The organism is Actinomycetospora sp. NBRC 106375 (genome assembly GCF_030269665.1).
GTDB lineage: Bacteria > Actinomycetota > Actinomycetes > Mycobacteriales > Pseudonocardiaceae > Actinomycetospora.
This window is the reverse complement of sequence record NZ_BSTS01000007.1, coordinates 14,230-40,275: the sequence shown is the minus strand read 5'-3', so window position 1 is coordinate 40,275 and position 26,046 is coordinate 14,230. Positions and strand designations below refer to the sequence as shown.

23 protein-coding genes and 1 tRNA gene are annotated in these 26,046 nt (G+C 73.5%); 15 read left to right on the top strand and 9 right to left on the bottom strand.

The annotated features are described in order from the left end of the window. The first annotated feature begins 5 nt into the window (after positions 1–5). Together QSK03_RS13195 and QSK03_RS13190 are read left to right on the top strand one after the other, a co-directional pair. On the top strand, positions 6–1,028 hold the full coding sequence (locus tag QSK03_RS13195; protein ID WP_285652548.1) for a glycine betaine ABC transporter substrate-binding protein: 1,023 nt from the start codon (positions 6–8) through the stop codon (positions 1,026–1,028). A 146-nt stretch (positions 1,029–1,174) separates the two neighbouring features. Next, the gene (locus tag QSK03_RS13190) at positions 1,175–2,140 is read left to right on the top strand and encodes a glycine betaine ABC transporter substrate-binding protein (protein WP_285652546.1); all 966 of its coding nucleotides are present in this window, start codon (positions 1,175–1,177) and stop codon (positions 2,138–2,140) included. Here QSK03_RS13190 and QSK03_RS13185 read toward each other — a convergent pair. Beyond that, entirely contained in the window at positions 2,137–2,814 is a 678-nt protein-coding gene (locus QSK03_RS13185; RefSeq protein ID WP_285652543.1) for an SDR family oxidoreductase, read from the bottom strand. The two genes, QSK03_RS13190 and QSK03_RS13185, sit on opposite strands and share 4 nt — an antisense overlap. A gap of 157 nt (positions 2,815–2,971) precedes the next feature. On the opposite strand from QSK03_RS13185, the gene QSK03_RS13180 reads away from it, so the two are divergent. Next, on the top strand, positions 2,972–4,036 hold the full coding sequence (locus QSK03_RS13180) for an amidohydrolase family protein (RefSeq protein ID WP_285653169.1): 1,065 nt from the start codon (positions 2,972–2,974) through the stop codon (positions 4,034–4,036). Then, on the top strand, positions 4,033–4,740 hold the full coding sequence (locus QSK03_RS13175) for an iron-sulfur cluster assembly protein (protein ID WP_285652540.1): 708 nt from the start codon (positions 4,033–4,035) through the stop codon (positions 4,738–4,740). Before QSK03_RS13180 ends, QSK03_RS13175 begins: the two co-directional genes overlap by 4 nt. 214 nt (positions 4,741–4,954) lie before the next feature. Here QSK03_RS13175 and QSK03_RS13170 read toward each other — a convergent pair whose 3' ends face one another. From QSK03_RS13170 to QSK03_RS13155, 4 genes are all read right to left on the bottom strand, one after another. Continuing rightward, a complete protein-coding gene (locus tag QSK03_RS13170; RefSeq protein WP_285652538.1) occupies positions 4,955–5,920 on the bottom strand; it encodes a hypothetical protein in 966 nt (321 codons plus the stop codon). Between the two features lie 285 nt (positions 5,921–6,205). After that, complete coding sequence (locus QSK03_RS13165) at positions 6,206–7,333, bottom strand: 5-methyltetrahydropteroyltriglutamate--homocysteine S-methyltransferase (RefSeq protein WP_285652535.1); 1,128 nt, start codon at positions 7,331–7,333, stop codon at positions 6,206–6,208. A gap of 11 nt (positions 7,334–7,344) precedes the next feature. Then, positions 7,345–8,172, bottom strand: a complete 828-nt coding sequence (locus QSK03_RS13160) for an IclR family transcriptional regulator (protein ID WP_285652533.1) — start codon at positions 8,170–8,172, stop codon at positions 7,345–7,347. 25 nt (positions 8,173–8,197) lie between these two features. Further along, positions 8,198–9,187 (bottom strand): aldo/keto reductase, encoded by a 990-nt coding sequence (locus QSK03_RS13155; RefSeq protein WP_285652529.1) that lies wholly within the window; start codon positions 9,185–9,187, stop codon positions 8,198–8,200. A 103-nt stretch (positions 9,188–9,290) separates the two neighbouring features. Here QSK03_RS13155 and QSK03_RS13150 point away from each other — a divergent pair, with 103 nt between their 5' ends. Further along, positions 9,291–11,648, top strand: coding sequence for a glycoside hydrolase family 65 protein (locus QSK03_RS13150; RefSeq protein ID WP_285652527.1), 2,358 nt, complete (start codon positions 9,291–9,293; stop codon positions 11,646–11,648). Positions 11,649–11,660: 12 nt separating this feature from the next. Here QSK03_RS13150 and QSK03_RS13145 read toward each other — a convergent pair whose 3' ends face one another. Beyond that, complete coding sequence (locus QSK03_RS13145) at positions 11,661–12,065, bottom strand: hypothetical protein (protein WP_285652525.1); 405 nt, start codon at positions 12,063–12,065, stop codon at positions 11,661–11,663. Between the two features lie 172 nt (positions 12,066–12,237). Here QSK03_RS13145 and QSK03_RS13140 point away from each other — a divergent pair, with 172 nt between their 5' ends. Next, positions 12,238–13,095 carry a helix-turn-helix domain-containing protein gene (locus tag QSK03_RS13140; protein ID WP_285652523.1) on the top strand — a complete coding sequence of 286 codons (858 nt, stop codon included), beginning with the start codon at positions 12,238–12,240 and terminating at the stop codon, positions 13,093–13,095. Between the two features lie 71 nt (positions 13,096–13,166). Then, complete coding sequence (locus QSK03_RS13135) at positions 13,167–13,499, top strand: DUF397 domain-containing protein (protein WP_285652521.1); 333 nt, start codon at positions 13,167–13,169, stop codon at positions 13,497–13,499. On the opposite strand, the gene QSK03_RS13130 is transcribed toward QSK03_RS13135, so the two are convergent. Continuing rightward, positions 13,496–14,953, bottom strand: coding sequence for a serine/threonine-protein kinase (locus QSK03_RS13130; RefSeq protein WP_285652518.1), 1,458 nt, complete (start codon positions 14,951–14,953; stop codon positions 13,496–13,498). The genes QSK03_RS13135 and QSK03_RS13130 overlap by 4 nt on opposite strands. Positions 14,954–15,299: 346 nt before the next feature. Here QSK03_RS13130 and QSK03_RS13125 point away from each other — a divergent pair, with 346 nt between their 5' ends. Both QSK03_RS13125 and QSK03_RS13120 read left to right on the top strand, forming a co-directional pair. Then, positions 15,300–15,776 carry an antitoxin gene (locus QSK03_RS13125; RefSeq protein ID WP_285652515.1) on the top strand — a complete coding sequence of 159 codons (477 nt, stop codon included), beginning with the start codon at positions 15,300–15,302 and terminating at the stop codon, positions 15,774–15,776. A gap of 27 nt (positions 15,777–15,803) precedes the next feature. Then, positions 15,804–16,616 (top strand): thioesterase family protein, encoded by an 813-nt coding sequence (locus QSK03_RS13120; RefSeq protein WP_285652512.1) that lies wholly within the window; start codon positions 15,804–15,806, stop codon positions 16,614–16,616. A 3-nt stretch (positions 16,617–16,619) separates the two neighbouring features. Here QSK03_RS13120 and serS read toward each other — a convergent pair whose 3' ends face one another. Next, positions 16,620–17,918, bottom strand: coding sequence for a serine--tRNA ligase (gene serS, locus QSK03_RS13115; protein WP_285652509.1), 1,299 nt, complete (start codon positions 17,916–17,918; stop codon positions 16,620–16,622). 84 nt (positions 17,919–18,002) lie between these two features. After that, a tRNA-Leu gene (locus QSK03_RS13110) sits at positions 18,003–18,088 on the bottom strand. 175 nt (positions 18,089–18,263) lie between these two features. On the opposite strand from QSK03_RS13110, the gene QSK03_RS13105 reads away from it, so the two are divergent. The 6 genes from QSK03_RS13105 to QSK03_RS13080 all read left to right on the top strand — a co-directional run bounded on the left by QSK03_RS13105 (position 18,264) and on the right by QSK03_RS13080 (position 26,044). After that, positions 18,264–19,523: an FHA domain-containing protein gene (locus QSK03_RS13105; protein WP_285652506.1), complete on the top strand. Its 1,260-nt coding sequence runs from the start codon at positions 18,264–18,266 to the stop codon at positions 19,521–19,523. A gap of 19 nt (positions 19,524–19,542) precedes the next feature. Further along, positions 19,543–20,025 (top strand): FHA domain-containing protein FhaB/FipA, encoded by a 483-nt coding sequence (locus QSK03_RS13100; RefSeq protein WP_285652504.1) that lies wholly within the window; start codon positions 19,543–19,545, stop codon positions 20,023–20,025. Between the two features lie 118 nt (positions 20,026–20,143). Beyond that, a complete protein-coding gene (locus QSK03_RS13095) occupies positions 20,144–21,538 on the top strand; it encodes a PP2C family protein-serine/threonine phosphatase (RefSeq protein ID WP_285652501.1) in 1,395 nt (464 codons plus the stop codon). Then, positions 21,538–23,160: an FtsW/RodA/SpoVE family cell cycle protein gene (locus QSK03_RS13090; protein ID WP_285652498.1), complete on the top strand. Its 1,623-nt coding sequence runs from the start codon at positions 21,538–21,540 to the stop codon at positions 23,158–23,160. Before QSK03_RS13095 ends, QSK03_RS13090 begins: the two co-directional genes overlap by 1 nt. Then, positions 23,157–24,638 carry a peptidoglycan D,D-transpeptidase FtsI family protein gene (locus QSK03_RS13085; protein WP_285652495.1) on the top strand — a complete coding sequence of 494 codons (1,482 nt, stop codon included), beginning with the start codon at positions 23,157–23,159 and terminating at the stop codon, positions 24,636–24,638. Before QSK03_RS13090 ends, QSK03_RS13085 begins: the two co-directional genes overlap by 4 nt. Further along, entirely contained in the window at positions 24,638–26,044 is a 1,407-nt protein-coding gene (locus QSK03_RS13080; RefSeq protein WP_285652492.1) for a protein kinase domain-containing protein, read from the top strand. The genes QSK03_RS13085 and QSK03_RS13080 overlap by 1 nt, the downstream gene beginning before the upstream one ends. Positions 26,045–26,046 lie beyond the last annotated feature (2 nt).

The window sequence follows — 26,046 nt, the reverse complement described above, 5'->3', positions numbered from 1 at the left end:
ACAACGTGCGGTGGACAATCCGCGGCGGCCGCTCCGGCCGTCGCACCGGCTGGCGGGCGGGCGCGGTGACGCTCGCCGCCACGGCCCTTCTGGCCGCAGGCTGTGGTGGCCTCTCGGGCAGCGGCCAGCCCGAGGCCCAGGGCGGCAGCCTCGCGGCCAGCGGCATCAACCTGCAGGGCCAGACCTACACGGTCGGTGGCAAGGAGTTCGACGAGCAGCTGGTCCTCTGCAACATGACCATCGCCGCGCTGCAGTCCGTGGGCGCGACGGCCAACAACCGCTGCAACATCACCGGTACCGCGGCGACCCGTTCCGCTCTCACCAGCGGTCAGATCGACATGTACTGGGAGTACACCGGCACCGGCTGGATCACCCACCTCAAGAACGCCTCGCCGATCCCGGACTCCCAGCAGCAGTACATCGCGGTGCGGGACGCCGACCTGGCCCAGAACCAGATCGTCTGGCTGCCGCCGTCGCCGTTCAACAACACCTACGGCCTCGCGGTGACCCAGGCGTTCGCGCAGCAGAACAACCTGCGCACGCTCACCGACTGGGCGAACTTCACGAACAGCGGCAACCCCGCCGCGACGCTCTGCGTCGAGGCCGAGTTCGCCGGCCGCGACGACGGCCTCGCCGGGCTGTTCCGGACCTACGGCGTCAACCCGGCGCCCACCGGGCCGCCCAAGCTGAACACCCTCGACACGGGCGCCATCTACCAGGCCACCGCCAACGGCAACCCGTGCAACTTCGGTGAGGTCTTCACCACCGACGGCCGCATCCCCGGCCTGAACCTGGTGACGCTGCAGGACGACAAGAACTACTTCCCGAAGTACAACGCGTCGCCGACCATCCGCAAGGAGGTCTTCGACCGGAACCCGAGCGTCCAGCGGGTCTTCGACGCGATCACCCCGCGTCTGACCGACCAGGTCATGCTCGACCTGAACGGCCAGGTCTCCTCGCAGGGGCAGGACCCCCAGCAGGTGGCCACGCGCTGGCTGCAGCAGCAGGGATTCATCGGCGGCCAGTGAGCCCCCGGCATGAGTCTCTGAACGCGTGACGACGGCGGCCGGTCGCGGATCCCCCGGGATCCCGGCCGGCCGTCGTCGTCGTGCCACCTCGATCGTCCACAACCGTTCCGCTCGTCCCGACCGTCCCGACCGCGGAGGCCCTGCCCGTGCGACGACTGCGGCGCTCCCTGGTCCTGACCGCACTCCTCGTCACCGTCCTCGTCGCGACCGCGGCGGGCTGCGCGGAGGGCCAGCGGCTGACCCCGCCGGGCAGCCTCGCGCGCGAGCTCGACCTCACCGGGCAGACGCTGACCGTCGGCGGTAAGGAGTTCGCCGAGCAGCTCCTGCTCTGCAAGATGACGATCGCCCTGCTCCAGTCGACCGGCGCGACCGTGGTCGACCGCTGCGACACCAAGGGCTCGGCCAATGTGCGCGCCGCCCTGGCCACCGGCCAGATCGACATGTATTGGGAGTACACCGGCACGGCGTGGCGGACGTACCTGTCCCAGGAGTCGACGATCGCCGACCCCCGGGCGCTCTACGACGCCGTGAAGGAGGCCGACGCCGGCAACCGGATCACCTGGCTCGACCCGACGCCGTTCAACAACACCTACGCCCTCGGCGTGCGCACCGACACCGCGCAGCGCCTGCGGGTGCGCACCATCTCGGACTTCGCCGCCCTCGTGCGCTCGGGCTCACCCGAGGCGACCCTGTGCGTCGACCAGGAGTTCACCGGGCGCGAGGACGGCCTGCAGGGTCTGCTCGCGACCTACGGCATCACCCTCGGGGACCAGGCTCTCGACACCCGGGAGATCGAGGAGATCTATCCCGCGATCGCCGCGGCGAACCCGTGCACCTTCGGCGAGGTGTTCGCGACCGACGGGCGGCTCAACCCGCTACGGCTGTCCACGCTCGTCGACGACCGCGGCTACTTCCTGCCCTACAACGCGGCGCTGACCGTGCGCACCGACGTCATGGAACGCGCGCCGCGCCTGGCCCTGCTCGGCCGGATGCTCGCCCCGACCCTGACCGAGCAGGTGATGCGCGGGCTCAACGAGCGCGTCTCGGCCGGCGGCCGCAGCGCGGACGAGGTCGCGCGCGGGTTCCTGCGCGAGCAGGGCCTGATCGGCTAGGTGGTCGCCGCGGCGACGGCCTGGGCCGGGGGCACCGTACCCCCGATGAGGTCGAGCACCGCGCCCGCCGAGGCCGGGGTGTCGAGCAGCGCGAGCAGGACCGCCGCCACGTCGTCGCGCGTCACCTCGCCGTACCCGACCGGCGGCGATCCCCCGGCCGGACCGAGCCGCACCAGGCCGGTGCCCGCGTCGTCGGTGAGGCGGCCGGGGCGCAGGATCGTGAGGTCGAGATCGCTGCGCGCCCGCAGCGCGTCCTCGGCGGCCTTCTTCGCCCGCAGGTAGTGGGCCCAGACCGAGTCGTCGTCCTCCGGCGCGGGCGGGGCGTCGATGTTCATCGCCGACACGAGCAGGTAGCGCCGCACCCCGGCCGCCGCGGCGGCGTCGGCGAGGAGCAGGGCGGCGTCGCGGTCCACGGTGCCCTTGCGCTCGGCGGTGCTGCCGGGGCCCGCGCCGGCGGCGAACACGACGGCGTCCGCTCCGGTCAGGTGCTGGGCCAGGTCGCCGGAGCCGATCTCCTCCAGATCGGCCACCACCGGCTCCGCGCCCGCCTCCCGGACCTCGTCGGCGTGGTCCGGGTTGCGGATCAGCGCCACCGAGGCATCCCCCCGCGCGGCCGCCCGCCGCTCGAGCCGCAGCGCGATCTTGCCGTGTCCACCGGCGATGACGAGGCGCATGCGGCCGACCGTACGCGGCGTCCCGGCGCTGTCCGTTTTGTTCGTTTCGGCGGCGGGCGGAAACCGTGGTCTTGCCCACGCGAAGACGATCACGTGTGATGTGGGCCGCGTGGCCACCACCACACCCACCACCACGATCGCGCGGGAGGCCGTCGCCGTGTACGAGAAGAACGGTGAGAAGTACTTCGTCGTCGATTCCCACATGCACTACTGGGACGCCTCACCCGAGAACTGGGTGCCGGGGGCGGAGCAGTACGCCAAGGGCTGGATCGAGTGTTTCCACGCCTACCAGTCGCTGGGCCCGGCCGAGACGCACCAGTCCATCGAGGAGTTCCAGAAGGTCTCCGAGGACCAGCTGATGCGCGAGGTCTTCGACGAGGGCCACGTCGACGTCGCGATCTTCCAGTCGACCTATCTGCGTGAGTGGTACAAGGACGGCTTCAACACCAGCGAGCGCAACGGCGAGCTGGCGAAGAAGCACCCGGACAAGTTCCGCGTCAACACGCGCTTCGACCCGCGCGACGGCGACGCCGGCATGCGCGAGTTCGAGAAGAACGTCGAGATCTACCAGCCCACCGGCGTGAAGCTGTACACGGCGGAGTGGAACGGCGACTCCCGCGGGTTCAAGCTCTCCGACCCGGAGTGCTACCGGTTCCTCGAGCGCGCCCAGGAGCTGGGCATCAAGAACGTGCACGTGCACAAGGGCCCGACGATCTGGCCGCTGGACAAGGACGCCTTCGACGTCTCCGACGTCGACCACGCGGCCACCGACTTCCAGGGCCTGAACTTCATCGTCGAGCACGTCGGCCTGCCGCGCATCGAGGACTTCTGCTTCATGGCGACGCAGGAGCCCAACGTCTACGCCGGCCTCTCGGTCGTGCTCGGCGGCCTCATGCACGCCCGGCCGCGCTTCTTCGCCAAGGTCATGGGCGAGCTGCTGTTCTGGGTCGGCGAGGACAAGATGACCTTCGGCTCGGACTACAACATCTGGGAACCGCGCTGGCAGGTCGAGGGCCTCGTCGACTGGGACTTCCCGGAGGGCGCGGAGTACGACGACTACCCGCGCCTCGGCGTCGACGGCAAGAAGAAGATCCTCGGCCTGAACGCGGCCCGGCTCTACGACATCCCGGTGCCGACGGAGTGCCGGCTGTCCTCGGACACCAGCGCCCCCGCCTCGCCGGGCGACGCCGAGCTCGTCGACCGTGAGGTGGCCCAGGCATGACGGTCGTCTCCGACACCCCCGCCACGCTGCTGGCGGGGGTGTGGGAGGCGCTGCGCGCCGTCCGCGACCCCGAGCTCGACACCGACGTGGTCTCACTGGACTTCGTCGGCTCCTGCTCGGTGACCGACGACGGGGTCGCGCACGTGGCGCTGCGCCTGCCCACCTACTTCTGCGCCCCGAACTTCGCCTTCCTCATGGTCGCCGACGCGTGGGACGCCGTCGCCGCCGTGCCGGGCGTGGCCCGGCCCGACGTGGTGCTCGTCGACCACTTCGCCTCCGACGCCATCAACGCCGGCGTCGCCGCCCGGGCCGGCTTCGTGTCGTCCATGGCGGGCACCGAGGTCGGCGAGGCCGTCTCCGAGCTCGACGACCTGCGGCGCACGTTCACCGAGCGCGCGCTCATGGCGGGCACGGACCTCGTCGTCCGCCCGCTCATGGCCGCCGGGGCGACGCCGGAGCAGGTCGCGGGCATGACCCTCGGCGACGCGCCGGCGAGCGACGACCTCCGGCGCCTGCGGACGCGCCGGCGCGAGCTCGGGATCCCGTCGGACGACGCGGACCCCCTCGTCGTCGACCCCACCGGTGCCACCGTCGGCGTCGAGGCCCTCCCGCTGCACCTGCGCAAGGCCCGCAGCTACCAGGTCGGCGTCGACGCCAACACGAGCATCTGCCGGGGCCAGCTCGCCGCCCGCTACGGCGTCTGACCCTCGCCACCCCGGCACACCCGCCTCTCCGGCACCACGGCGCGCCCACCTCTCCGGCACCACGGCGCGCCCGCTTCTCCCGCTCCGGCGGCGGGAGGCGGGCGCGCCGGGTCCTGGACGAACGAACGGCGCATTCGCTGCTTCCGAAGCAGCGAAAGCGCCTTCCGTTTCCTCTGGAGCGAGGCATTCGGCGCCCCGCCCACCGCCATGCGGGTCAGCCGGCCTGCGAGACAGGCACCACGCTCACCGACGGGCGAGGGCGCGAGGCGGCGAGGAGATACGAGCTCCACACCTCCGCGATCACCCGAGCCGGGTCCGATCGCAGGAGGCCAGGGCGGTGGTGGACGACCACCACACCCGCCGCGACGAACGCCGCTCGCCGACGAGCGGTGGCGTCGTCACCCTCGGGGTGGAACTCCAAGGAGTCGATCTCCCAGGCGAGCCCGACGTCGTCGAACCACGCGTCCGGTCGGCCCAGGGGACGCCCGTCGGCGCGGAGCAGCTTCGGGTTCCACAGGACGGGCGGGAGATCGCTCGCGGCGTGGACGTCCCGCGCCCACCCTTCGCTGGCCGACCGGATCCCGTCCTCGATCTCGACGAGCACCTCACGTGCGAGCCCCGTCCCCCGCTGCGAGCCCGCGTCGAGCTCTCGGCGCAGACGCGCGACGGTGGACCGGTGATCGCCGATGACCTCGGCGATGAGCGCGCGGACCTCGTCCCGGTCGGCGCAGCGTCGGACCGTGTCCGTGACCGCACGCTCGAGGGGTGCCACGGGGACCTCCTCGCGCACGACGGGCTTCGGCAGGCGTTCGGTCCGCTCGACCACCACGAAGGCGCTCGACGTCACGCGTCGGTGCTCGTCGACGAGGACGTGCACCTCGTCGGAGTCGGGCAGCCGGCGCAGTCCGTGGCGCCTCGCCGCCTCCACCCCGGTGATGACACCGTCGGGACGGGTGTGGACCAGGGCGATCCGGACGAGCTGGTCACGCGACGGCGCGCCGCTCTGCAGCAGCACCGTTCCTCGGACCAGGCGTTGCCACAAACCGCGGCGGACACGGCGAGCAACGGTCGCCGAGGACAGGCCGGCCGCGACGAGGTCGGCGACGGCGGCGACCCGGAGGGGGGCCAGTCCGGCGATCTCGCTCGGTGTCGGTCCGGGGCGGCGAGGACGACGGGGCACGGGCCGAGGGTCCGACCCCGACTCCTCGGCGAGGTAGCCGAATGACAGGGGCTGTGGACGGCGGCGGACGGTGGGGATGAGGCGAGACCGCGCCGGCGCGATCTTCATCTGTTCGGAGGGCCACTTCTGGCGTTCGCCGAGCCGCCGCGGAAACGAACGGCGCTCTCGCTGCTTCAGAAGCAGCGAGAGCGCCGTTCGTTCGTTCTCGGGGCCTACGGGGCTCGCGCACGCGGAGGCGCGGGGGCGCGGTGGCGCGCGTTCGCTGCGACAACCCCGGCGCCGGCGTCAGCCCCAGACGTCGCGAGCGACGGAGACGACGAGGTCGAGCTTGGCGCGCTGCTGGTCGACGGTCAGGTCGTTGCCCTCCACCGTCGACGAGAACCCGCACTGCGGGGAGAGGCAGAGCTGCTCGAGGGGCACGTACTTCGACGCCTCCTCGATGCGGCGCTTGAGCGTGTCCGGGTCCTCGAGCTCGCCGGTCTTCGTCGTCACGAGGCCGAGCACGACCTGCTGGTCGCCGCGCGGGACGAAGCGCAGCGGCGAGAAGTCGCCGGAGCGGGCGTCGTCGTACTCGCAGAAGAAGCCGTCGATCTCGAGGCCGCCGAAGACGGTCTCGGCGACGTAGTCGTAGCCGCCCTCGGCCGCCCAGGAGGAGCGGTAGTTGCCGCGGCACATGTGGGTGGTGACGCGCAGGTCGGCGGGGCGGTCGCGCAGGACCTCGTTGATGGTGCGGACGTAACGCTCGTGCATGTGATCGGCGTCCTCGCCGCGTGCCGCCATCGACTCGCGCTGGGCCGGGTCGTTGAGGTACGCCAGCGAGGTGTCGTCGAGCTGGAGGTAGCGCACGCCGGCCTCGTAGAGGCGCGCGACCTCGGACCGGTACGCCGCGGCGAGGTCGGCCCAGAACTGGTCGGGGTCGGAGTACGGCGAGCCCTCGTGGACCGGGGCGCCGCCGAGGCGGTAGTGCAGCATCGAGGGCGAGGGGATCGTCAGCTTCGGGACGGCGGTGGTCACGGTCGACGCCAGCATCGAGAAGGCGTCGCCGAAGATCGTCTTGGAGATCCCGATCCGCTGGTCGATCACCAGCGACATCGCCGCGAACGTCAGGTCGCCGGACTTGTTGCGGAACGCGACCTCGACCGACGAGTCCTGCGACGAGGTCACGCCGTCGAGCTGGTAGAGGAAGTCCATGTGCCATGACGTGCGGCGCATCTCGCCGTCGGTGGCCGCCTGCAGGCCCGCGTCCTCCTGGAGGGCGACGGCGTCGCGGATGGCGTCGTCCTCGACCTTGCGCAGCTCGTCGGCGCCGATCCGTCCCTCGGCGTGGTCGGCGCGCGCCTGCTTGAGGGCGGGCGGTCGCAGCAGGCTCCCGACGTGGTCGGCACGGAACGGGGCGATGGTCCGGGCACTCATGCTCCGGCACGCTATCCGCGCCGGGCGGCGGAAGGCCCGGGACTCTCCCACCCAGCGGAAACCGGGGCGAGCAGGGCACCGGCGGCGCGATCGGCGCCGGCGCGGACCGCGCGCTCCAGGCGGTCGCGCCGGTCCGCGATGCTCCCGGGCCCGCCGGCGGGCACCACGGGCACGGCCACCGCGACCGCGCCCACCAGCGTCGGTCCGCCGAGCTCGCCCGGCACGCGGACGGGCGCGGCCAGGCAGGCGAGCCGCTCGTGGAACTCGCCGCGGTCGGTGGCCACGCCGCGGCGCCGCACGGCCTCCAGCTCGCGGTCGAGGTCGGCGCGGTCGGTGATCGTGCGGTAGGCCAGCGACGGCAGCCCGTCGCGGGACAGGACGGCCGTCCGCACCCCGTCCTCGCACTCGGCGAGCAGGAGCTTGCCGACCGCGGTGGCGTGCAGCGCGCCGCGCCACGACGAGATGACCGGCACGGGGTGGCTGGCGCAGTCGTCGTGGGCGACGACCACGACGTCCTCGCCCCGGAACGCGGTGTAGAGCGTGCCGGCCTCCGCGGCGCGGTGCACCGAGCGCAGAATGCGGCCCAGGCCGCGCGGGACGGCCAGCTGGGCGACCAGGCGGTCCTGCAGCGCGGGGACCTTCGGCCCCAGCCCGAAGCCGCGCGAGGTCTCGAGCCGCACCAGGTAGCCGTCGGACACGAGGCTGTCGAGCAGGTGGTAGGTCGTCGAGAGGTTGTACTCGAGCCGCCGGGCGACGGCCTTGGCGGTGATCCCGTCGCCGGCCGCGGCCACCACCTCGAGCACCTGCAGGGCGCGGTGCACCGAGGAGAGCGCGCTCACACCGCCCATGACACCCGAGCGACGCTCACCCCGCCAATCGGGTGTCCTCCGAGGCCTCGGTGAGGGCGCCGAGCTCGTCGGGGGCGAGGGTCAGCTCGGCCATCGGCAGGATCGTGCCGAGCTGGGACACCGTGCGGGCCGACGCGATCGGCGCGGTGACGGTCGGCTGGGCGGCGAGCCACGCGAGGGCGACCGCCGCGACCGGGACGGCGTGGGCGCCGGCGACCTCGTCGAGCACCCCGAGCACGCGGGCGCCGCGGTCGTCGAGGTACTCGACCGCGCCGCCGGCCCGTGCCGAGGCCATCGGCCCGGAGGTGTCGACGGCCGCGGCCACGGCATCGGAGCCGGGCCGGTACTTCCCGGTCAGGAACCCCTTGGCCAGCGCGAAGTAGGGCATGACGCCGAGGTCGGCGGACGCGGCCACCTCGGCGAGGTCGTCCTCGTAGACCGCGCGCTCGACGAGGTTGTAGTGCGGCTGCAGGGCGACGGGGCGGGCCAGTCCGTGCCGGTCCGCCACCTCCAGCGCGCTCGTCAGCCGCTCCGCCGAGTAGTTCGACAGCCCGACATGGCGGATCTTCCCCGCCCGCACCAGCTCGTCGAACGCCCCGAGGGTGTCCTCGAGCGGCGTGTCGGGGTCGTCGCGATGGGCGTAGTAGAGGTCGATGTGGTCGGTCTGCAGGCGGCGCAACGAGTCGTCGCAGGCGGCGCGCAGGTTGTCCGGCGCGAGGCCCGGGCGCTCCGGCCACGACCCGACCTTGGTGGCCACGACGACGTCGTCCCGACCCCGCGAGGACAGCCACGACCCGAGCACCCGCTCGGAGTCGCCGCCGGAGTTGCCCTCGACGCGCCAGGTGTAGGAGTCGGCCGTGTCGACGAAGTTCCCCCCGGCTGCGCGGTAGGCGTCGAGCACCGCGTGGGAGGTCTCCTCGTCGGCGGTCCAGCCGAAGACGTTGCCGCCCAGGCAGAGCGGGTGGACCTCGATATCGGTGCGGGGGATGCGGACGCGGGAGGCCATGCCGTCCACGGTAGGCGCGCCCGGACTATTCTCCGCGCCGACCTCCGCGGGGAGATCGACGACGCTCCCGGCGGGCCCCGGCCCCCGCACGAGGAGAACCTCCGTGATCGCCAACCCGTTCCGCGTCGACCCCTGGACCGTGCACGAGCCGCACGTCGACCTCGACGCCCTGCCGCAGACCGAGTCGCTGTTCGCGCTGGCCAACGGCCATGTCGGGATGCGCGGCAACCTCGACGAGGGGGAGCCGCACGCGATGCCGGGCACCTACCTCAACTCGTTCTTCGAGTCGCGCCCGCTGCCGCACGCCGAGGGCGGCTTCGGCTTCCCGGACGAGGGCCAGACGCTGGTCAACGTCCCGAACGGCAAGCTCATCCGCGTGCTCGTCGACGACGAGCCCCTCGACGTGCGCTACGGCCAGGTGAACGCGCACCACCGCACGCTCGACATGCGCGCCGGGACGCTGACCCGTCACGTCGACTGGGTCTCGCCCAACGGCCAGCGGGTGACGGTGACCTCGGAGCGGCTCGTGTCGTTCTCGCAGCGCGCGGTCGCCGCGATCCGCTACGAGGTCTCGGTGCCCGAGGACGCCGGCTCCGAGGCGCTGCTGGTGATCCAGTCGGAGCTCTTCGCCAACGAGCAGATGCCGGTGATCGAGGGGGACCCGCGCGTCGCCGCGGCACTGCAGGACGTGCTGGTGCCCGAGCACCACTCGAACTCGAGCCACGGCGCCCGCATGACCCACCAGACCCGACGCTCGGAGCTGCGGGTCGGCGCGGCGATGGAGCACCAGGTCGAGGGGCCCGACGACGCCAAGGTCACGAGCTCGTGCTCGAACAACGTCGGGCGCACCACGGTGATCACACGCCTCAAGCCGGGCCAGTCCGTCCAGGTCGTCAAGTACATGGCCTACGGCTGGTCGAGCCAGCGCTCCCAGCCCGCGATCGTCGACCAGGTCGAGGCCGCCCTCGACGCGTCGGTCTACACCGGGTGGGACGGCCTCGTCGCCGCGCAGCGCGAGTACCTCGACGACTTCTGGGCGAAGGCCGACCTCGAGATCGACGGCGACCCGCGGCTGCAGCAGGCGCTGCGGTTCTGCCTGTTCCAGGTGCTGCAGGCCGGCGCCCGTGCCGAGCACCGGGCGATCGGGGCCAAGGGGCTGACCGGCCAGGGCTACGACGGTCACAGCTTCTGGGACGGCGAGACCTTCGTACTGCCGGTGTTCATGTACACCCAGCCGCGGGCGGCCGCGGACGCGCTGCGCTGGCGGCACAGCACGCTCGAGACCGCCACCGCCCACGCCGCGCACCTCGGGCTCGAGGGCGCCGCGTTCGCCTGGCGGACGATCAACGGCGAGGAGTGCTCGGGCTACTGGCCCGCCGGCACCGCCGCGTTCCACGTCAACGCCGACATCGCCGACGCCGTCATGCGCTACGTCGCGGCCACCGACGACAAGGCGTTCGAGCGCGAGATCGGCGTCGACCTCCTCGTCGCCACGGCGCGGCTGTGGCGCTCGCTGGGCCACCACGACAGCGACAGCGCGTTCCGCATCGACGGCGTCACCGGTCCCGACGAGTACTCGGCCGTCGCCGACAACAACGTCTACACGAACCTCATGGCGCAGAAGAACCTGCGCGGGGCCGCCGACGCCGCGGTGCGCTGGCCCCGCGAGGCGGAGCGCCTGCACGTCTCCCCGGAGGAGATCGCGAGCTGGCGCAGCGCGGCCAACGCGATGGTGATCCCGTACGACCAGGCGCTCGGCGTGCACCAGCAGAGCGAGGGCTTCACCCGCCACGCGGTGTGGGACTTCGAGCAGACGCCCGAGGAGAACTACCCCCTGCTGCTCAACTACCCGTACTTCGACCTCTACCGCAAGCAGGTCGTCAAGCAGCCCGACCTCGTGCTGGCGATGGTGCAGTGCCCGGACGCGTTCACCCCCGAGCAGAAGCACGACAACTTCGTCTACTACGAGCGCATCACCGTGCGGGACTCCTCGCTCTCGCCCGGCACGCTCGCGGTGATGGCCGCCGAGACCGGCCACATGGACCTCGCCTACGACTACCTCTGCGAGTCCGCCCAGATGGACCTCGCCGACCTCGAGCACAACGTGCGCGACGGGGTGCACCTGGCGGCGATGGGCAGCGCCTGGACCGCGATCGTCATGGGCCTCGGCGGGATGCGCACCCACGACGGGCGGCTGACGTTCGCGCCGAGACTGCCCGAGGCGCTCTCCGGCGTGCGGTTCCGGATCCAGTGGCGGGGGCGCTCGCTGCACATCGCGGCCGAGGGCGCGTCGGTGACCTACACGCTCGAGGACGGCAAAGAGATCACGATCGGCCACCACGGCGAGGAGGTCACGCTCTCGCCCGAGGACCCGGTCACGCTCGACGTCCCGCCCGCGCCCGCCGTCGGCGAGGTGGAGCAGCCGCCCGGGCGCGCGCCGCTGTTCCGGCGCCACGGGTGAGGCCCGCCGGGATCACCGCGCGCGGCGGGTGACCGGCACGATCCGGTGGCGCCGGTGCTCGGCGCACACACCCAGCGCCCGCCACGGCACCGGCGGGCCCGCCGCCTGGTAGCGCGAGCGGGCCGGGTGCCACAGCCCGTCGGCGCCGCGGTCCCAGCGGGCGACCCCGGGGACCTGGCCCAGCACCGTCACCGAGGCGACCTCGGCGGGCTCCGGGTCGGCCGCCACGTCGTAGCCGTCGCCGCCCACCGGCAGCCCGCAGCGGCAGTGGGTGAGGGTCGCGCGGTGCCCGGTCGCGGTCGTGGTCGTCGTCCCGCTCGCCGGTTCGGCGGGCAGGATCCATTGCGCGACCCAGTCCGGGCCGCCCGGCAGGGGAGTCGGGTCCTGGTGGGGCTCGACCGAACGTTCGACGACCACCGACGGCCTCCACGGGTGACGCGCCAGTACCGGAGACGGGCGCCGCCCCTCCGCGTCGCCCGTCGTTACATGTAGGGGGAAGCGTAGTTCACCGCTTCGTGTCGGCGCTGCTGGCTACCCTCGTCCGGACGACCGGCGCCGACCGGCGGCGCCGGTGGCACGGGAGGGACCGGTGGAGGCCGAACGCACCGACCCCAGCGCGCTGCGCTGGCTGATCGGTCACGAGTTGCGCGCCGCACGCGAGGGGGCCGGCCACACGCAGACCGCCGCCGCGCGCGTGCTCGGCTGCACCCACGCGAAGATCAACTACTTGGAGCAGGGCAAGAACCAGCAACGGCCCGACGAGGTCGGCAGGCTTCTGCGCTCGTACGGCACCGACCCCACCGACGTCGAGCGCCTCGCGTCGCTGGCGTCGGCGGCCGACCGCGGCACCTGGTGGGCACCCTTCGCCGACGTCGTGCCCGACTGGCTGCGCACCTTCGTCGGGCTCGAGGGCCTCGCCTCGGCGGCCTTCGCCTACGAGCCGCTGCTCCTGCACGGCCTGCTGCAGACCCGCGCGTACGCCACCGCGCTGCTCGCGGACGCCCTGCGCGTGCCGGTGATCGACGTCGACCGCGTCGTCGGGCTGCGCCTCGCCCGCCAGCAGCGCCTGCACGACGCGTCACGACCGCTCCACTACGAGGCGGTGATCGAGGAGACGATCCTCCACCGCATGGTGGGCGGGCCCGCGGTGATGGCCGACCAGCTCGACCACCTGCTCACTCTCTCGGAGCAGAAGAACGTGTCCATCCGGGTGATGCCGTTGGCGGTCGCCGTCCACGACGGGCTCGACGGCGAGTTCACGCTGCTCGATTTCGACGCTGCGCGATCGATCGGTTACGTGGAGTTCCAAGATGGCGCGGTCTACGTCCAGGATCCCGACCGGATTGGCGGATACCGCACGGCCGCTGCAAGACTGCGCGACGCGGCGCTGCCGGAGGACGCCTCGCTCGAGGTGATCCGCACCCGGCGCGCGACGCTGGGGCCCTGAGCCCTCAGCCGCGGCGGGGGGACCGTGTCGCGGCCCGCATCGCTCCCCGGGTGCAGCAAGGAGACGAGCTCATGACGCACGGATGGCGGACCTCCAGTTTCAGCTCCAACGGCGCGAGCTGCGTCGAGATCCTCGAAGCCGACGGCGCGGCCTACCTGCGGGACACCAAGGAGCACGGCGACGGCGCCGTCCTGCACCTCGACGGGCCCGCGTGGTCGGCGTTCCTCGACGAGGTCGCCCGCGACGCCCCCTCGGCCAACGGCGCGGTCGAGGTGAGCACGGCCCCGGCCGGCGGCCGCGCGGTGCTCGAGACCTCGTCCGGCGCGGTCCTGCACTTCCGCGACGACGAGTGGACCGCCTTCCGCGACGGCGTCGTCGCCGGGGAGTTCGGCGCGGGGACCTAGCGGGTCCGTTCGCCGCCACCGCCGGGGTTGACCAGTCCCCCGTCCGTGGTCCCGCCGTCGGTCCCGCCGGTACCGGTCCCGCCGTCGGTCCCGCCGCCGGGGTTGACCGGCGGCACGACGACGGTGGTCGTGGTCGTGGTCGGGCGCACGGTCGTGACCGGCGGGGGCGCCACGGTGGTCGTGGTCGTCGGCTCGGTGGTGCGCCGCGAGCGGGTGGTCGTCTCCTGCTCGGTGGTGGTCGTGCTGCTCGACGTGAGCACCGGCGCCGGGACGACCGGCGCGGGCGGCGCCGCGTCCTCGCGGTTGGAGAGCAGGAAGTAGCCGCCCACGCCGCCGGCGAGCAGCAGCGCCAGCAGCGCGACGACCGCGGCGCGACGGCCCCGCCGCGGCTTCTGCTCGGGCTCCGGCGGCGGCTCGCCGGCGCCCACCAGGGCGGTCGGGCCGGCGCCGTACGCGCCGGTGGCCCCGTAGGCCGCCGGGGGGTAGCCGCCGGGCGGCGTCCCCATCGCGCGGGTCGGGCCGCTGGTCGCCCCCATCGGCGCGTAGGCCGTCGGGCCGGTCGTGCCGCCCATCGCGGTGGTGCGCATCGCGCCGCTGCCGGTGACCGGCGCCGGGGCCAGCACGGTCTGGGCGTCCATCCCGACCTCGCGGCCGAGCATCCGCAGCTCGCCGACCACCTGCTCGGTGGTGGGGCGCTCCGTCGGCTCGTCGAGCGTCATCCCGGCGAGCAGGTTGCCCAGCGCGGGCGGCAGGTCGGGCGGGATCTCCGGCGCGCGGTGCAGGCGGGCGACGGCGGCCTCGAGCGCGTTGCCCGGGTACTCGCGGCGCGCGGTGATGCACTCGAGCAGCACCAGGCCCAGCGCGTAGACGTCGGAGGCCGGGCCCACCTGCTGGCCGCGGACCTGCTCCGGCGACAGGTAGGACGCGGTGCCGATCACCATGCCGGTGGCGGTGATGTTCGTGGCGTCGGCGAGCACGGCGATGCCGAAGTCCGACAGGTGCGGGCGGCCGTCGGTGTCGAGCAGGACGTTGCCGGGCTTGATGTCCCGGTGGACCACGCCGTGGCGGTGCACGTAGGTCAGCGCGTCACCGAGGGCCGCGCCGAGCGCCACGACGTCGCCGAGGGCGAGCGGGCCGCTGCGGATGCGGTCGGCGAGGGACTCCCCCTCGATCAGCTGCATCACGAAGTACGCGCGGTCGCGCTCCTGGCCGACGTCGTAGATCGTGACCAGGCCCGGGTGGTTCATCCCGGCGAGCGTCTGGACCTCGCGCTGGCGGCGGGACTCGTCGGCCTCGCCGACGCCGGCGGGGAAGAGCTTGACGGCGACGTCGCGCCCGAGCAGCTCGTCGCGGGCGCGGAAGACCTCTGCCGCGCCGCCGCGCCCGATGAGGTCGCCGAGGGTGTAGCGACCGCCACCGACCGTCGGCGGCGGGCCCGCCTCCGTCGAACTCACGCCCGCGCGCCTCCTCGATCCGCGTACTCCCGCGGAGTGCCGCTCCGCGGGGTGCCGGGGCCCTGTTCCGGCCACCGCGTGGTCGCCGGGACCGGGGCCCGTCCGTGTCCATCGTGCCTGGCCGCCCGGCGCGACCGACGGCCACCCTGCCCCACGGACCACCCTCGGCGACAGCGGCGCGCAGCGGAGGGGAGCTGACGCGCCGGAGGCCGACCCCTGCGGCACGCAGCGAAGCGGAGCTGACGCGCCGGAGGCCGACGACGGACCTCCCCGATCTCGGACGGGTGTGGACCCCGTGCCGACGAGGGTACGGTGCCGATTCGACCCCTGGTCACGTGGAGGACCCATGAGCCGCGACGACTACGCGCAGCAGGGCAAGCAGTTCGTCAACGACCTGCGCGACACCGTCAGCAAGAAGGTGTCGGACAACGAGGACTCGATCCTCGGCTCGATCGGCAAGGCGGCCCGCTGGGTCGACGAGAAGACCGGCGGCAAGTACTCCGAGCAGATCGGCAAGGCCGAGGCGAAGGTCGGCGAGGGCGTCGGCTGGGTCGGCAAGCAGGGCACCGGCGAGCCGCAGGCCCCCGGCGCGGCCGCGGGCGACCCGACCGCCGGTGCGGACGCGACCACCGGCCCCGTCGGCCCGCCGACCACGACGCCGCCCGGCGACCGGCCGACCACGCCGACCACCCCGGCGGCATCGACCCCGCCACCGACCCCGCCCACCACACCGCCGACGCCGCCCACGACCCCGCCGACCACGCCGCCGTCGAGCTCGGGCAGCGGCGACTCCGCCGACTGGCCGCGCCCACCGCAGTCGTGAGGTCGGACCGGACCAGCGGCGCCGCCCGTGGCTGAGCTCGAGAAGGCCCTGCGCGCCGAGCCCACCGACGACCCCGGCCGCTTCGACGTCCTGCTCGACGAGCAGTGGTCCATCGGCCCCAAGCTCCACGGCGGGTACCTGCTGGCCGTGACCGCCCACGCGGCGCGGACGGCGATCGCGGCGGAGCGTCCCGACCACACCTGCCCGCAGGCGGTCACCGGGACGTTCCTGCGGGCGCCCGAGCCCGGCCCGGCGACCCTCGAGGTCACGGTGCTGCGCCTGGGCCGCGGCGTGTCCCAGGTGCGCGTGCTGCTCGACCAGGACGGGCCGACGGTCGAGACGGCCTGCGTGCTGGGCCCGCCCGCGACACCGTCGGGCGACGACCGGCAGCCCGGACCGCCCGAGCTCACACCCCGCGAGGACTGCCCCCGCAGCCCGTCGGGCTCCGACGAGGACGGGCGCGGCTCCCTCCCGATCATGGACGCGGTGGACACCCGCCTCGACCCGCGCACCGCGGGGTTCCTGCGGGGCAGCCCGTCGGGCGAGGGTCGCATCGCCGGGTGGGCCGCCCTGGACACCGGCGAGCCCTGGACCGCGGACGGCCTGCTGGTCGCGCTCGACATCCTGCCGCCGGCGACCTTCGACATGGGCCTGTCCGGCTGGTCGCCCACGATGTCGCTCTCGGCGCACGTCGTGGCCGACCCGGCGCCCGGCCCGCTGCGCGTCGTGCAGTGGGTCGAGCGCGCCGGCGCCGACCGCATGCACGAGACCTGCCGGGTGTGGGACGCCGACGACCGCCTCGTCGGCCACGCCCACCAGCTGGCCGCGATCAGGCGGTAGCGGCTACTCCGTCGTGCCGTCGGCGAGGATCCGCCGGAACCCGGTGTAGGGCACGAGGACCTCGGGCAGCGTCACCGACCCGTCCTCGGCCTGGCGCTGCTCGAGGATCGCGGCCATCGTGCGACCGATCGGCAGGCCCGACCCGTTGAGCGTCGCCACCTGCCCCCGCGTGCCCTGGGCGTCCTTACTGCGGATCCCGGAGCGGCGTGCCTGGAAGGTGCCGCAGTCGGAGCACGACGAGATCTCGCGGAAGGTGTCCTGGCTCGGCAGCCAGACCTCGACGTCGTAGGTGAGCTGGGCGTTGAACCCCATGTCCCCCGCGGCGAGCCGCACGACGCGATAGGCCAGGCCCAGCTCCCGCAGGCAGGCCTCGGCGTGCCCGAGCATCGTCTCGAGCTCGGCCGGCGAGTCCTCCGCCGCGCACACCCGCACGAGCTCCACCTTGGAGAACTGGTGCAGCCGCAGGATGCCCCGCGTGTCACGGCCGTAGGAGCCGGCCTCCGAGCGGAAGCACGGCGTCCACGACGTGTAGGCCCGCGGCAGGCTCTCGGTCTCGAGGATCTCGTCGGCGTGCAGCGCCGTGAGCGGCACCTCGGCGGTCGGGATGAGGTAGAGGTCCCGGTCGCCCGTCCCGGTCCGGAAGAGGTCCTCCTCGAACTTCGGCAGCTGCCCGGTGCCGGTCATGGTCGGCGCGGTGACGAGGTACGGCACGGAGAACTCGGTGTAGCCGTGGCGCCCGGTGTGCAGCGCGAGGAAGAAGGACGCGATCGCCCGCTCGAGCACCGCGCCCGGTCCCCGGGCGATGCTGAAGCGCGCACCCGAGAGCTTGGCGGCCCGCCCGAGGTCGAGGATGCCCATGGCCTCGCCGATCTCGACGTGGTCGCGGGGGGCGAAGCCGAGAGCCGGGGGCTCCCCGACGCGGCGGACCTCGACGGCGTCGGCGTCGGAGTCACCGTCGGGCGCGGCGTCGGAGGGCAGGTTCGGGATCGTCAGCAGCAGGTCGCGCAGCGCGGTCTCCGCGGCGTCGACCTCCTCCTCCGCCGCGCGGATGCGGTCCTTGAGCTCCCGGGCGCGCTCCTTGAGCGCGTCGACCTCGGCGGTCGCGGCACCGGACTTCGCCGCCTTCCCGACCTCGGCCGCCGCCCGCTTGGACTCCGCGCGCAGCTCGTCGACCGCCCCGATCGCCGCCGACCGCCGCGACGACATCGCCTCCAGGCCCGCGAGGTCGAGCTCGTAACCGCGGCGGGCGAGGCGGCGCTCCGCCTCGTCACCGAGCTCCAGCAGGAGGCGTGCGTCGTGCATCGAGCCCAGTCCTCTCCCGGGTGGATATGAGAAAGGCCCCGGACGTGGGTCACGACCGGGGCCCTGTGGATCGCTGGGGTGTGCTGGTGGGCGAGGGGGGAGTTGAACCCCCACATCCTTTCGGATACACGGACCTGAACCGTGCGCGTCTGCCATTCCGCCACTCGCCCTGAAGTGATCGGTGCGGAACGCTAGCACGGGCGGATCCGGCCACTCCGAAGGAGGTCGGCGCCCGGGATGCGGCGACCGATACCATCGAACCCGCCGGTTCGGTGTGGCGACACTCCGGAGTGGGCAGCAGAGCCGGGACGGCCGCGCGAGGTGTCGGACGAGGAGGGATCGCGGGTGGGGCGCGCACAGCGCTTCGAGCGCAAGCTCGAGGGACTGGTGGGTGACGCCTTCGCACGCGTGTTCGGTGGCAAGGTCGTTCCGCAGGAGATCGCGCAGGGTCTTCGCCGTGAGGCGGAGGACGGCGTGCGAGAGTTGGCAGGTGGGCGCCGCCTGGCGCCCAATCAGTACACGGTGGTGCTCAGTCCCGCAGACCACGAACGCTTGGCCGGCGACGAGGAGACCATCACCCACTCGCTGATCGAGGTCGTGGAGGAGCACCTCACAGAGGGCGGGTGGGAAACATACGGTGAGGTCGTAGTCTCTCTGGAGCGTTCCGACGCGCTGCACACGGGACAGTTCCGCACCAGGTCGTCCGTCGACCCCGACGCGTCGCGGCGACGGGCCGCGAGCCCCCGATCCGCAGGAGAACACGCCATGAGTCAGGCACCCGGCCGCTACCCGGACGACCAGCAGGGTCGCGACGGCTACGGCCAGCAGGACCCCTACGGGCAGCAGGGCTACCCGCAGCAGGGCTACCCTCAGCAGGGCTACGGCCAGCCCGGCTACGACCAGTACGGCCAGCCCCAGGGTGGCTACCCGCAGCAGGGCGGCTACCCCCAGCAGGGCGGCTACGACCCGTACGCCCAGCAGGACCCGTACGGCCAGCAGGGCTACCCGCAGCAGGGCTACCCGCAGCAGGGCTACGGCCAGCCCGGGTACGACCAGTACGGCCAGCCCCAGGGCTACGGGCAGCAGCAGGGCTACGACCCCTACGGCCAGCAGGGCTACCCGCAGCAGGGCTACGGCCAGCCCGGGTACGACCAGTACGGCCAGCCCCAGGGCTACGGGCAGCAGCAGGGCTACGACCCCTACGGCCAGCAGGGCTACGGCGGCCAGTACGGCCAGGGCGGCTACGACCCGTACGCCCAGCAGGGCGGCTACGACCAGTACGGCCAGCAGGGCTACGGCGGCGTGCAGACCCGCCAGCTCACCGCCTCGCTGACGCTGGACGACGGCTCGAACCGCTCGTACCAGCTGGTCAACGGCTCGAACGTCATCGGCCGCGGGCAGGACGCGCAGTTCCGCCTCGCCGACACCGGCGTCTCCCGCCGTCACCTCGAGATCAACTGGGACGGCCAGCAGGCCACCCTGTCCGACCTCGGGTCGACCAACGGCACCACCGTCAACGGCACCCCCGTGCAGACCTGGCAGCTCGCCGACGGCGACACCATCCGGGTCGGCCACTCCGCGCTGCTGTTCCGGGCGCAGGGCTGAGGCCCGAAGGCCCGTAGGCGTGCCCGAACTCGTCCTCCAGATCACGAGGGCCGGCTTCCTGGCCCTCCTGTGGCTGTTCGTCCTCGCCGCGTTGCGGGTCGTCCGCAGCGACCTCTACGCGGCATCGGGTCTGCGGGCCGCGGCGCCCGGTGGACGACGTCCCTCCCGTGGTGGGGGTACGTCCAAGCCGGCCCGCGGCGGCGGACGGTCGGGCCCGCGGGCCCTGATCGTGACCGCCGGTGCCCTCGCGGGCACGCGCATCGCCCTGGACGGCCGCCCGATCATGATCGGGCGGGCGGACGACTCGACGCTGGTGCTCGACGACGACTACGCGTCGACACGGCACGCCAGGATCTCCCAGTCGGGCGACGACTGGTACGTCGAGGACCTCGGATCGACCAACGGCACGTACCTCGACCGCAACAAGGTCTCCGGGCCCACCCGGGTCCCGGTGGGCACCCCCATCCGGATCGGCAAAACGGTCATCGAGCTCCGCACATGACTCCCGGGACGCCACACGAGCGGCTGCACGCGCCGGCAGGAGATCTCCAGCTGCCGGGCGCCGCTCCCATCCGGACCCGGGTGACGATCCCCCATCCCCTTCCGTGCAGGATCGACCCGTGACCCTGGTGCTGCGCTATTCCGCTCGCAGCGACCGGGGCCTGGTACGGCAGAACAACCAGGACTCGGTCTACGCGGGCCCGCGTCTGCTCGCCCTCGCCGACGGCATGGGCGGACACGCCGCCGGCGAGGTGGCCTCGAAGCTCGTCATCGCCGCGCTCGTGCCGCTCGACGACGACGAGCCCGGTGACGACCTCCTGGGCGAGCTCGCCGAGGCCACCGCGCAGGGCAACGACGCGATCACCGAGCTCGTGGCCGAGGAGCCCGACCTCGACGGGATGGGCACCACGCTGACCGCGGTGCTCTTCGCCGGCAGCCGGCTGGGCATGGTCCACGTCGGCGACTCCCGGGCCTACCTGTTCCGCGACGGCGTCCTCACCCAGATCACGCGCGACGACACGTTCGTGCAGTCGCTGATCGACGAGGGCCGCATCACCGAGGACGAGGCCGCGAGCCATCCCCAGCGCTCGCTGCTGCTGCGCGCGCTCACCGGTCACGACGTCGAGCCGGCCCTGACCGTGCGCGAGGCCCGCTCCGGCGACCGGTACCTGCTGTGCTCCGACGGCCTGTCCGGCGTCGTCAGCGCCGAGACCCTCGCCGAGGCGCTCACCATCCCCGACCCGCAGGACTGCTCGGACCGCCTCATCGAGCTCGCGCTCAAGGGCGGCGGACCGGACAACGTCACCTGCATCGTGGCCGACGTCGTCGACGTCGACTTCGGCGAGCACGACCCGATCTACGGCGGTGCCGCGGGCGACGGCCGCGCCGACCCGCCGCCCGGCGACTCCGCGGCCGCGCGCGCCTCCGCCGCGACGCTGACCCGCAGCGAGCCCGAGTCCCGCCCCACGCCGGTGGCCTCGTCGGACTCCGGACGCCGCCGCGGCCCCAAGCGTGCCCGCCTGCGCCTGGCCCTCGTCGCGCTCGCCGTCGTCGCGATTGCCGGGATCGCCGTGCTCGCGGCCACCATCTACGTCAGCGGCCAGTACTACGTGGCCGGCGACGACGACACCGTGGTGATCTACCAGGGCGTGCCCGGCACGTTCCTCGGCGTCTCGCTGCAGAGCGTCGCGGAGGACTCCGGTGTCCGCGTCGCGGACCTCACCCCGACCGCCCGCCAGCAGCTCGCCGGCGACGGCATCCGGGTCGAGGACCTCCCGCGCGCCCAGGAGACGGTCAACCGGCTGCGCACCCAGCAGATGCTGCCGGTGTGCGTGCCCGCGGCCGCCCCGGGCACCGTGCCCGGCGCCGTCCCCGGAGCCGTGCCCGGCACCGTGCCCCCGGCCGGGGCGCCCGCGGCGACGGCCGCACCGGGCACGCCCGGTGTCGCGGGCCAGGCCCCCGTCGCCACGCCGACCCCAGAGCAGGTCCCGGGCCGGGACTGCCGGGTCCCCTGATGGCGCGCCCGACCGCTCCCGGCGCTCGGTCCGGCACGCCGGGCAGCCCCGGCTACGAGCGTCCGGCCGACCGCACGGCCCTGCGGCCGGCGGTCGCGGCGGCCGTGTCCACCCGCCGCGGCGTCGAGCTCGCCCTCCTCGGCTTCGCCGCCGTGATCACCACCGGCGCGCTCGTGCTCGTCGAGGCCAACCAGGAGCAGGAGCTCACCTGGGCGCTGCTCTACCTCGGCGCGGCCTACATGGCCATCCTCGCGCTCGCGCACCTCGCGGTGCGCAGGTTCGCCCCGTACGCCGACCCGCTCGTGCTGCCCCTCGCGGCGCTGCTCAACGGCATCGGGCTGGTGATGATCCACCGGGTCGACCTCGCGAAGATCGCCCGAGCGGCGAGCCTCGGCAACGAGGAGCCCGCCCAGGAGGCGCTGCGCCAGGTCGGCTGGACGGCCATCGGCATCGTCTTCTTCGTCGGTGTCCTGTGGCTCGTCCCCGACCACCGCACGCTCGCCCGCTACGGCTACACCGCCGGGTTCGTCGGGCTCGTGCTGCTGGCGCTGCCCGCGGTGCTGCCGGCCTCGCTCTCCGAGGTCAACGGCGCCCGCATCTGGATCAAGCTCGGGCCCGCCAGCATCCAGCCCGGCGAGTTCGCGAAGATCCTGTTCGTCGTCTTCTTCGCCTCGTTCCTGGTGGTCAAGCGCGACCTGTTCACCAGCGCGGGCAAGCACTTCCTCGGCATGACCTTCCCCCGGCCCCGCGACCTCGGCCCGCTGCTCGTGGCCTGGGGCGTCGCGATGGCCGTCCTGGTCTTCGAGTCCGACCTCGGCACCTCGCTGATGTTCTTCGGGATCGTGCTGGTGATGCTCTACGTCGCCACCGAGCGCATCTCGTGGGTGATCATCGGCCTGACGATCTTCGGGGCCGGCGCCTTCGCGGCGTGGACCTTCGTCGACCGCGTCCAGATCCGCGTCTCGGTGTGGCTCGACCCCTTCGCCGACTACAACGGCCGCGGCTTCCAGGTCAGCCAGGGGATCTTCGGCCTCGCCACGGGCGGGATGGGCGGCACCGGGCTCGGCGCCGGGCGCCCCGAGCTCGTCCCGTTCGCGAGCACCGACTTCATCTTCACCTCCCTCGGCGAGGAGCTCGGGCTCGTCGGGATCGCGGCGCTGCTGCTGATCTACTGCGTGCTCGCCACGCGGGCCATGCGCAGCGCGCTGGCCGTCCGCGACACCTTCGGCAAGCTGCTCGCCGCGGGCCTCGGGTTCGCGATCGCCTGGCAGGTGTTCGTCGTCGTCGGCGGCGTCATCAACCTCATCCCGAACACCGGCATCACGGCGCCGTTCGTGTCCTACGGCGGGTCGTCGCTGGTCGCCAACTACGCCCTGGTCGCGATCGTCCTGCGCGTGTCGAACGCCGCCCGGCAGCCGGCCCCCGACCGCAGGCCCGGGGCCGCGCCCGGAGGCGGAGGGCAGCAGGCGCCCCTCGCGCCGCTCGCCGAGGCCAGCACCGAGATGGTGTCCCGCGACCAGGTGCGCACCCCGCCGCACGGGCACGGGCACCAGGAAGCCGGTGCCGGCGGTCCCGGCGCCCCCGCCGACCGCTCCCCACGAGGAAGGACCCGAGGAGAGTGAACACCCCGCTGCGACGGGTCTCCCTCGCGGTCATGGTGCTGGTGCTGCTCCTGCTGGGGCAGGCCACCTGGATCCAGGTCGTCAAGGCCGACGAGTACCGCGCGGACCCCCGGAACGCCCGTGTCCTGCTGGACGAGTACGCCCGCCAGCGCGGCCAGATCTCGGCCGGCGGCGAGGTGCTCGCGCAGAGCGTGCAGAGCCCCGACCCCGGCGACCGGCTGCGCTACCTGCGCCAGTACACCGACGGGCCGCTCTACGCGCCCGTGACCGGCTACTACTCCCAGATCTACGGCGCGGGCGGCATGGAGCGCGCCATGGACCCGGTGCTCAACGGCACCGACGACCGCCTGTTCGTGCGGCGGATCTCCGACGCCGTCACCGGGCGCGACCCGGCCGGCGGCAACGTCGTCCTGAGCATCGACCCCCGCGTGCAGCGCGCGGCGTACGACGCGATGACCTCGCGGGGCTACCAGGGCTCGGTCGTCGCGATCCGCCCGCAGACCGGCGAGATCCTGGCGATGGTCTCGACGCCGTCGTACGACCCGAACCCGCTGGCCAGCCACTCGGGCACGGTCCAGCAGAACACCTGGAACCAGCTCTCGGAGGACGATCCCCCGACGCTGACCAACCGCGCGACCAGCGAGACCTACCCGCCCGGCTCCACGTTCAAGATCGTGAACACCGCGGCGGCGCTCGAGGCGGGCATGATCCAGCCGAACAGCCCGGTCACCGCCGCGCCGCGGATCACGCTGCCGGACAGCACGACGACGCTGGAGAACTACGACGGCAAGCCGTGCGGGCCCGGGGCCACCGTGCCGTTCGCGACCGCGTTCGCGAAGTCCTGCAACGGGCCGTTCGCCCAGCTCGCCGTGCAGGTCGGGGCCGACCGCCTGCGGGCCATGGCCACCTCGCTCGGCTTCGGGAATCCCGGGCTGACCGTGCCGATGCCGGTCGAGGCGTCGGAGACCGGGCCGATGGCCGACGGCGCCTCGGTCGCCCAGTCCGGCATCGGGCAGCGCGACGTGCGGCTCACCCCGCTGCAGAACGCCATGATCACCGCGACGGTCGCGAACGGGGGTGTGCCGATGACCCCGACCACCGTGTCGCAGATCCAGGGCCAGGATCTCTCGACCGTCGAGTCCACCGAGCCCGACCGCCTGCAGCGGGCCTTCTCGCAGTCGACCGCCGACACGCTGACGCAGCTGATGATCGGGTCGGAGAACAATGGGTCGGGCCAGGGCAGGATCCCCGGCGTGCAGATCGCCTCCAAGACCGGCACGGCCGAGTGGGGCGCCTCGCCGAAGACCAACCCGCCGCACACCTGGTACGACGCGTTCGGCCCCGTGCCGAACCCGCAGATCGCCGTGTCGGTCATCGTCGAGCGCGGCGGCAACCGCGGCGAGGAGGCCACCGGTGGCTCGGTGGCCTCGCCGGTCGGCCGCGCCGTCATCGCCGCCGCCCTGGGGAACAACGGCTGATGGCACCGACGACCGGCTCCCTCATCGGCGACCGCTACCGGCTCGGGCGGCGGATCGCCGTCGGCGGCATGGGCGAGGTCTGGGAGGCCGAGGACTCGCGCCTCGGCCGGACCGTCGCCGTGAAGATCCTCAAAGCGGAGCTCACCGGCGACCCCGAGTTCCTGCACCGCTTCCGCACCGAGGCGCGCACGGCCGGCTCGCTGTCCAACGCCGGCATCACCGCGGTCCACGACTACGGCGAGACCACCACCGAGTGGGCCACCGCCAACGGCACCGTCCAGGTGCCCACGGCATACCTGGTCATGGAGCTCGTCCGCGGCGAGCCGCTCGCCCAGATCCTGGCGGTGCACGGGCGTCTCGGGGTCGACTACACGCTCGACATCCTCGAGCAGTGCGGCCACGCCCTCGAGGCCGCGCACGAGCGCGGGCTGATCCACCGCGACGTCAAGCCGGGCAACATCCTGGTGACGCCGACGAACCAGGTGAAGATCACCGACTTCGGCATCGCCAAGGCCATCGACGCGGCGCCGGTGACGCGCTCGGGCATGGTCATGGGCACGGCCCACTACATCGCGCCCGAGCAGGCGGGCGGCGGCGACGCCGGGCCCGCCTCGGACGTCTACTCGCTGGGCGTCGTCGGCTACGAGTGCCTCGCGGGGCGCCGCCCGTTCCTGTCCGAGAACGCGGTGACGGTCGCGATGATGCACATCCGCGACCCGCTGCCGCCGCTGCCGAACGACGTCCCGCCGGTGGTGCGCCAGCTCATCGAGGCGACGCTCGCGAAGGACCCGCGCCAGCGCTACGCCACGGGCGGGGAGTTCGCCCAGGCCGTCGCGGCCGTGCGGCGGGGCGACCCGCTGCCCCTGCCCGGCCAGGCGATGGCGCCGACCGAGCGCGTCAACCCGGCCACGCGCGTCGCGCCCGCGATGCGCGAGACCTCCCCGCCGCGCGGTGCGGAGCGGCCCGACCGCTGGGCGTCGCGCCCGGAGGAGCCGCGGCGTCGCGGGCCGTGGGGCACGGTCGCGGCCCTCGCCGTGGTCGCGCTCCTGCTGCTCGCCGGCGTGCTCTGGGTCGTCAACTCCGCGGAGACCTCCGCGCCGCCGCCGGCGCCGACCACCACCGCGTCGTCCACCACCACGACGCCCAGCCCGACCACGACGCGCAGCTCGCGCACGACCTCGAGCACCGCGTCCGGCAACACGGTCTCGGTGAACCAGGTCGAGTACCTCGGACGGTCCGCGCAGACCGCCGCCGCGGGGCTGCGCCAGCTCGGCCTCGACCCCGAGGTGAAGACGGTGCTGGGCGGCACCCCGAACGACGACTCGGCCTGTCGCGTCCTCTCCGTCTCCCCGAGCGGTGAGGTCCCCCGCGGGGAGACCGTCACCGTGACCTGTCAGGAGTTCTGAGG

Excerpts from the sequence above, each read along its gene's own strand:
- QSK03_RS13165 (WP_285652535.1), bottom strand. The coding sequence starts at position 7,333 with ATGAGTGCCCGGACCATCGCCCCGTTCCGTGCCGACCACGTCGGGAGC.
- QSK03_RS13135 (WP_285652521.1), top strand. The coding sequence starts at position 13,167 with ATGACGCACGGATGGCGGACCTCCAGTTTCAGCTCCAACGGCGCGAGC.
- QSK03_RS13080 (WP_285652492.1), top strand. The coding sequence starts at position 24,638 with ATGGCACCGACGACCGGCTCCCTCATCGGCGACCGCTACCGGCTCGGG.
- serS (WP_285652509.1), bottom strand. The coding sequence starts at position 17,918 with ATGCACGACGCACGCCTCCTGCTGGAGCTCGGTGACGAGGCGGAGCGC.
- QSK03_RS13090 (WP_285652498.1), top strand. The coding sequence starts at position 21,538 with ATGGCGCGCCCGACCGCTCCCGGCGCTCGGTCCGGCACGCCGGGCAGC.
- QSK03_RS13155 (WP_285652529.1), bottom strand. The coding sequence starts at position 9,187 with ATGGCCTCCCGCGTCCGCATCCCCCGCACCGATATCGAGGTCCACCCG.
- QSK03_RS13175 (WP_285652540.1), top strand. The coding sequence starts at position 4,033 with ATGACGGTCGTCTCCGACACCCCCGCCACGCTGCTGGCGGGGGTGTGG.
- QSK03_RS13185 (WP_285652543.1), bottom strand. The coding sequence starts at position 2,814 with ATGCGCCTCGTCATCGCCGGTGGACACGGCAAGATCGCGCTGCGGCTC.
- QSK03_RS13125 (WP_285652515.1), top strand. The coding sequence starts at position 15,300 with ATGAGCCGCGACGACTACGCGCAGCAGGGCAAGCAGTTCGTCAACGAC.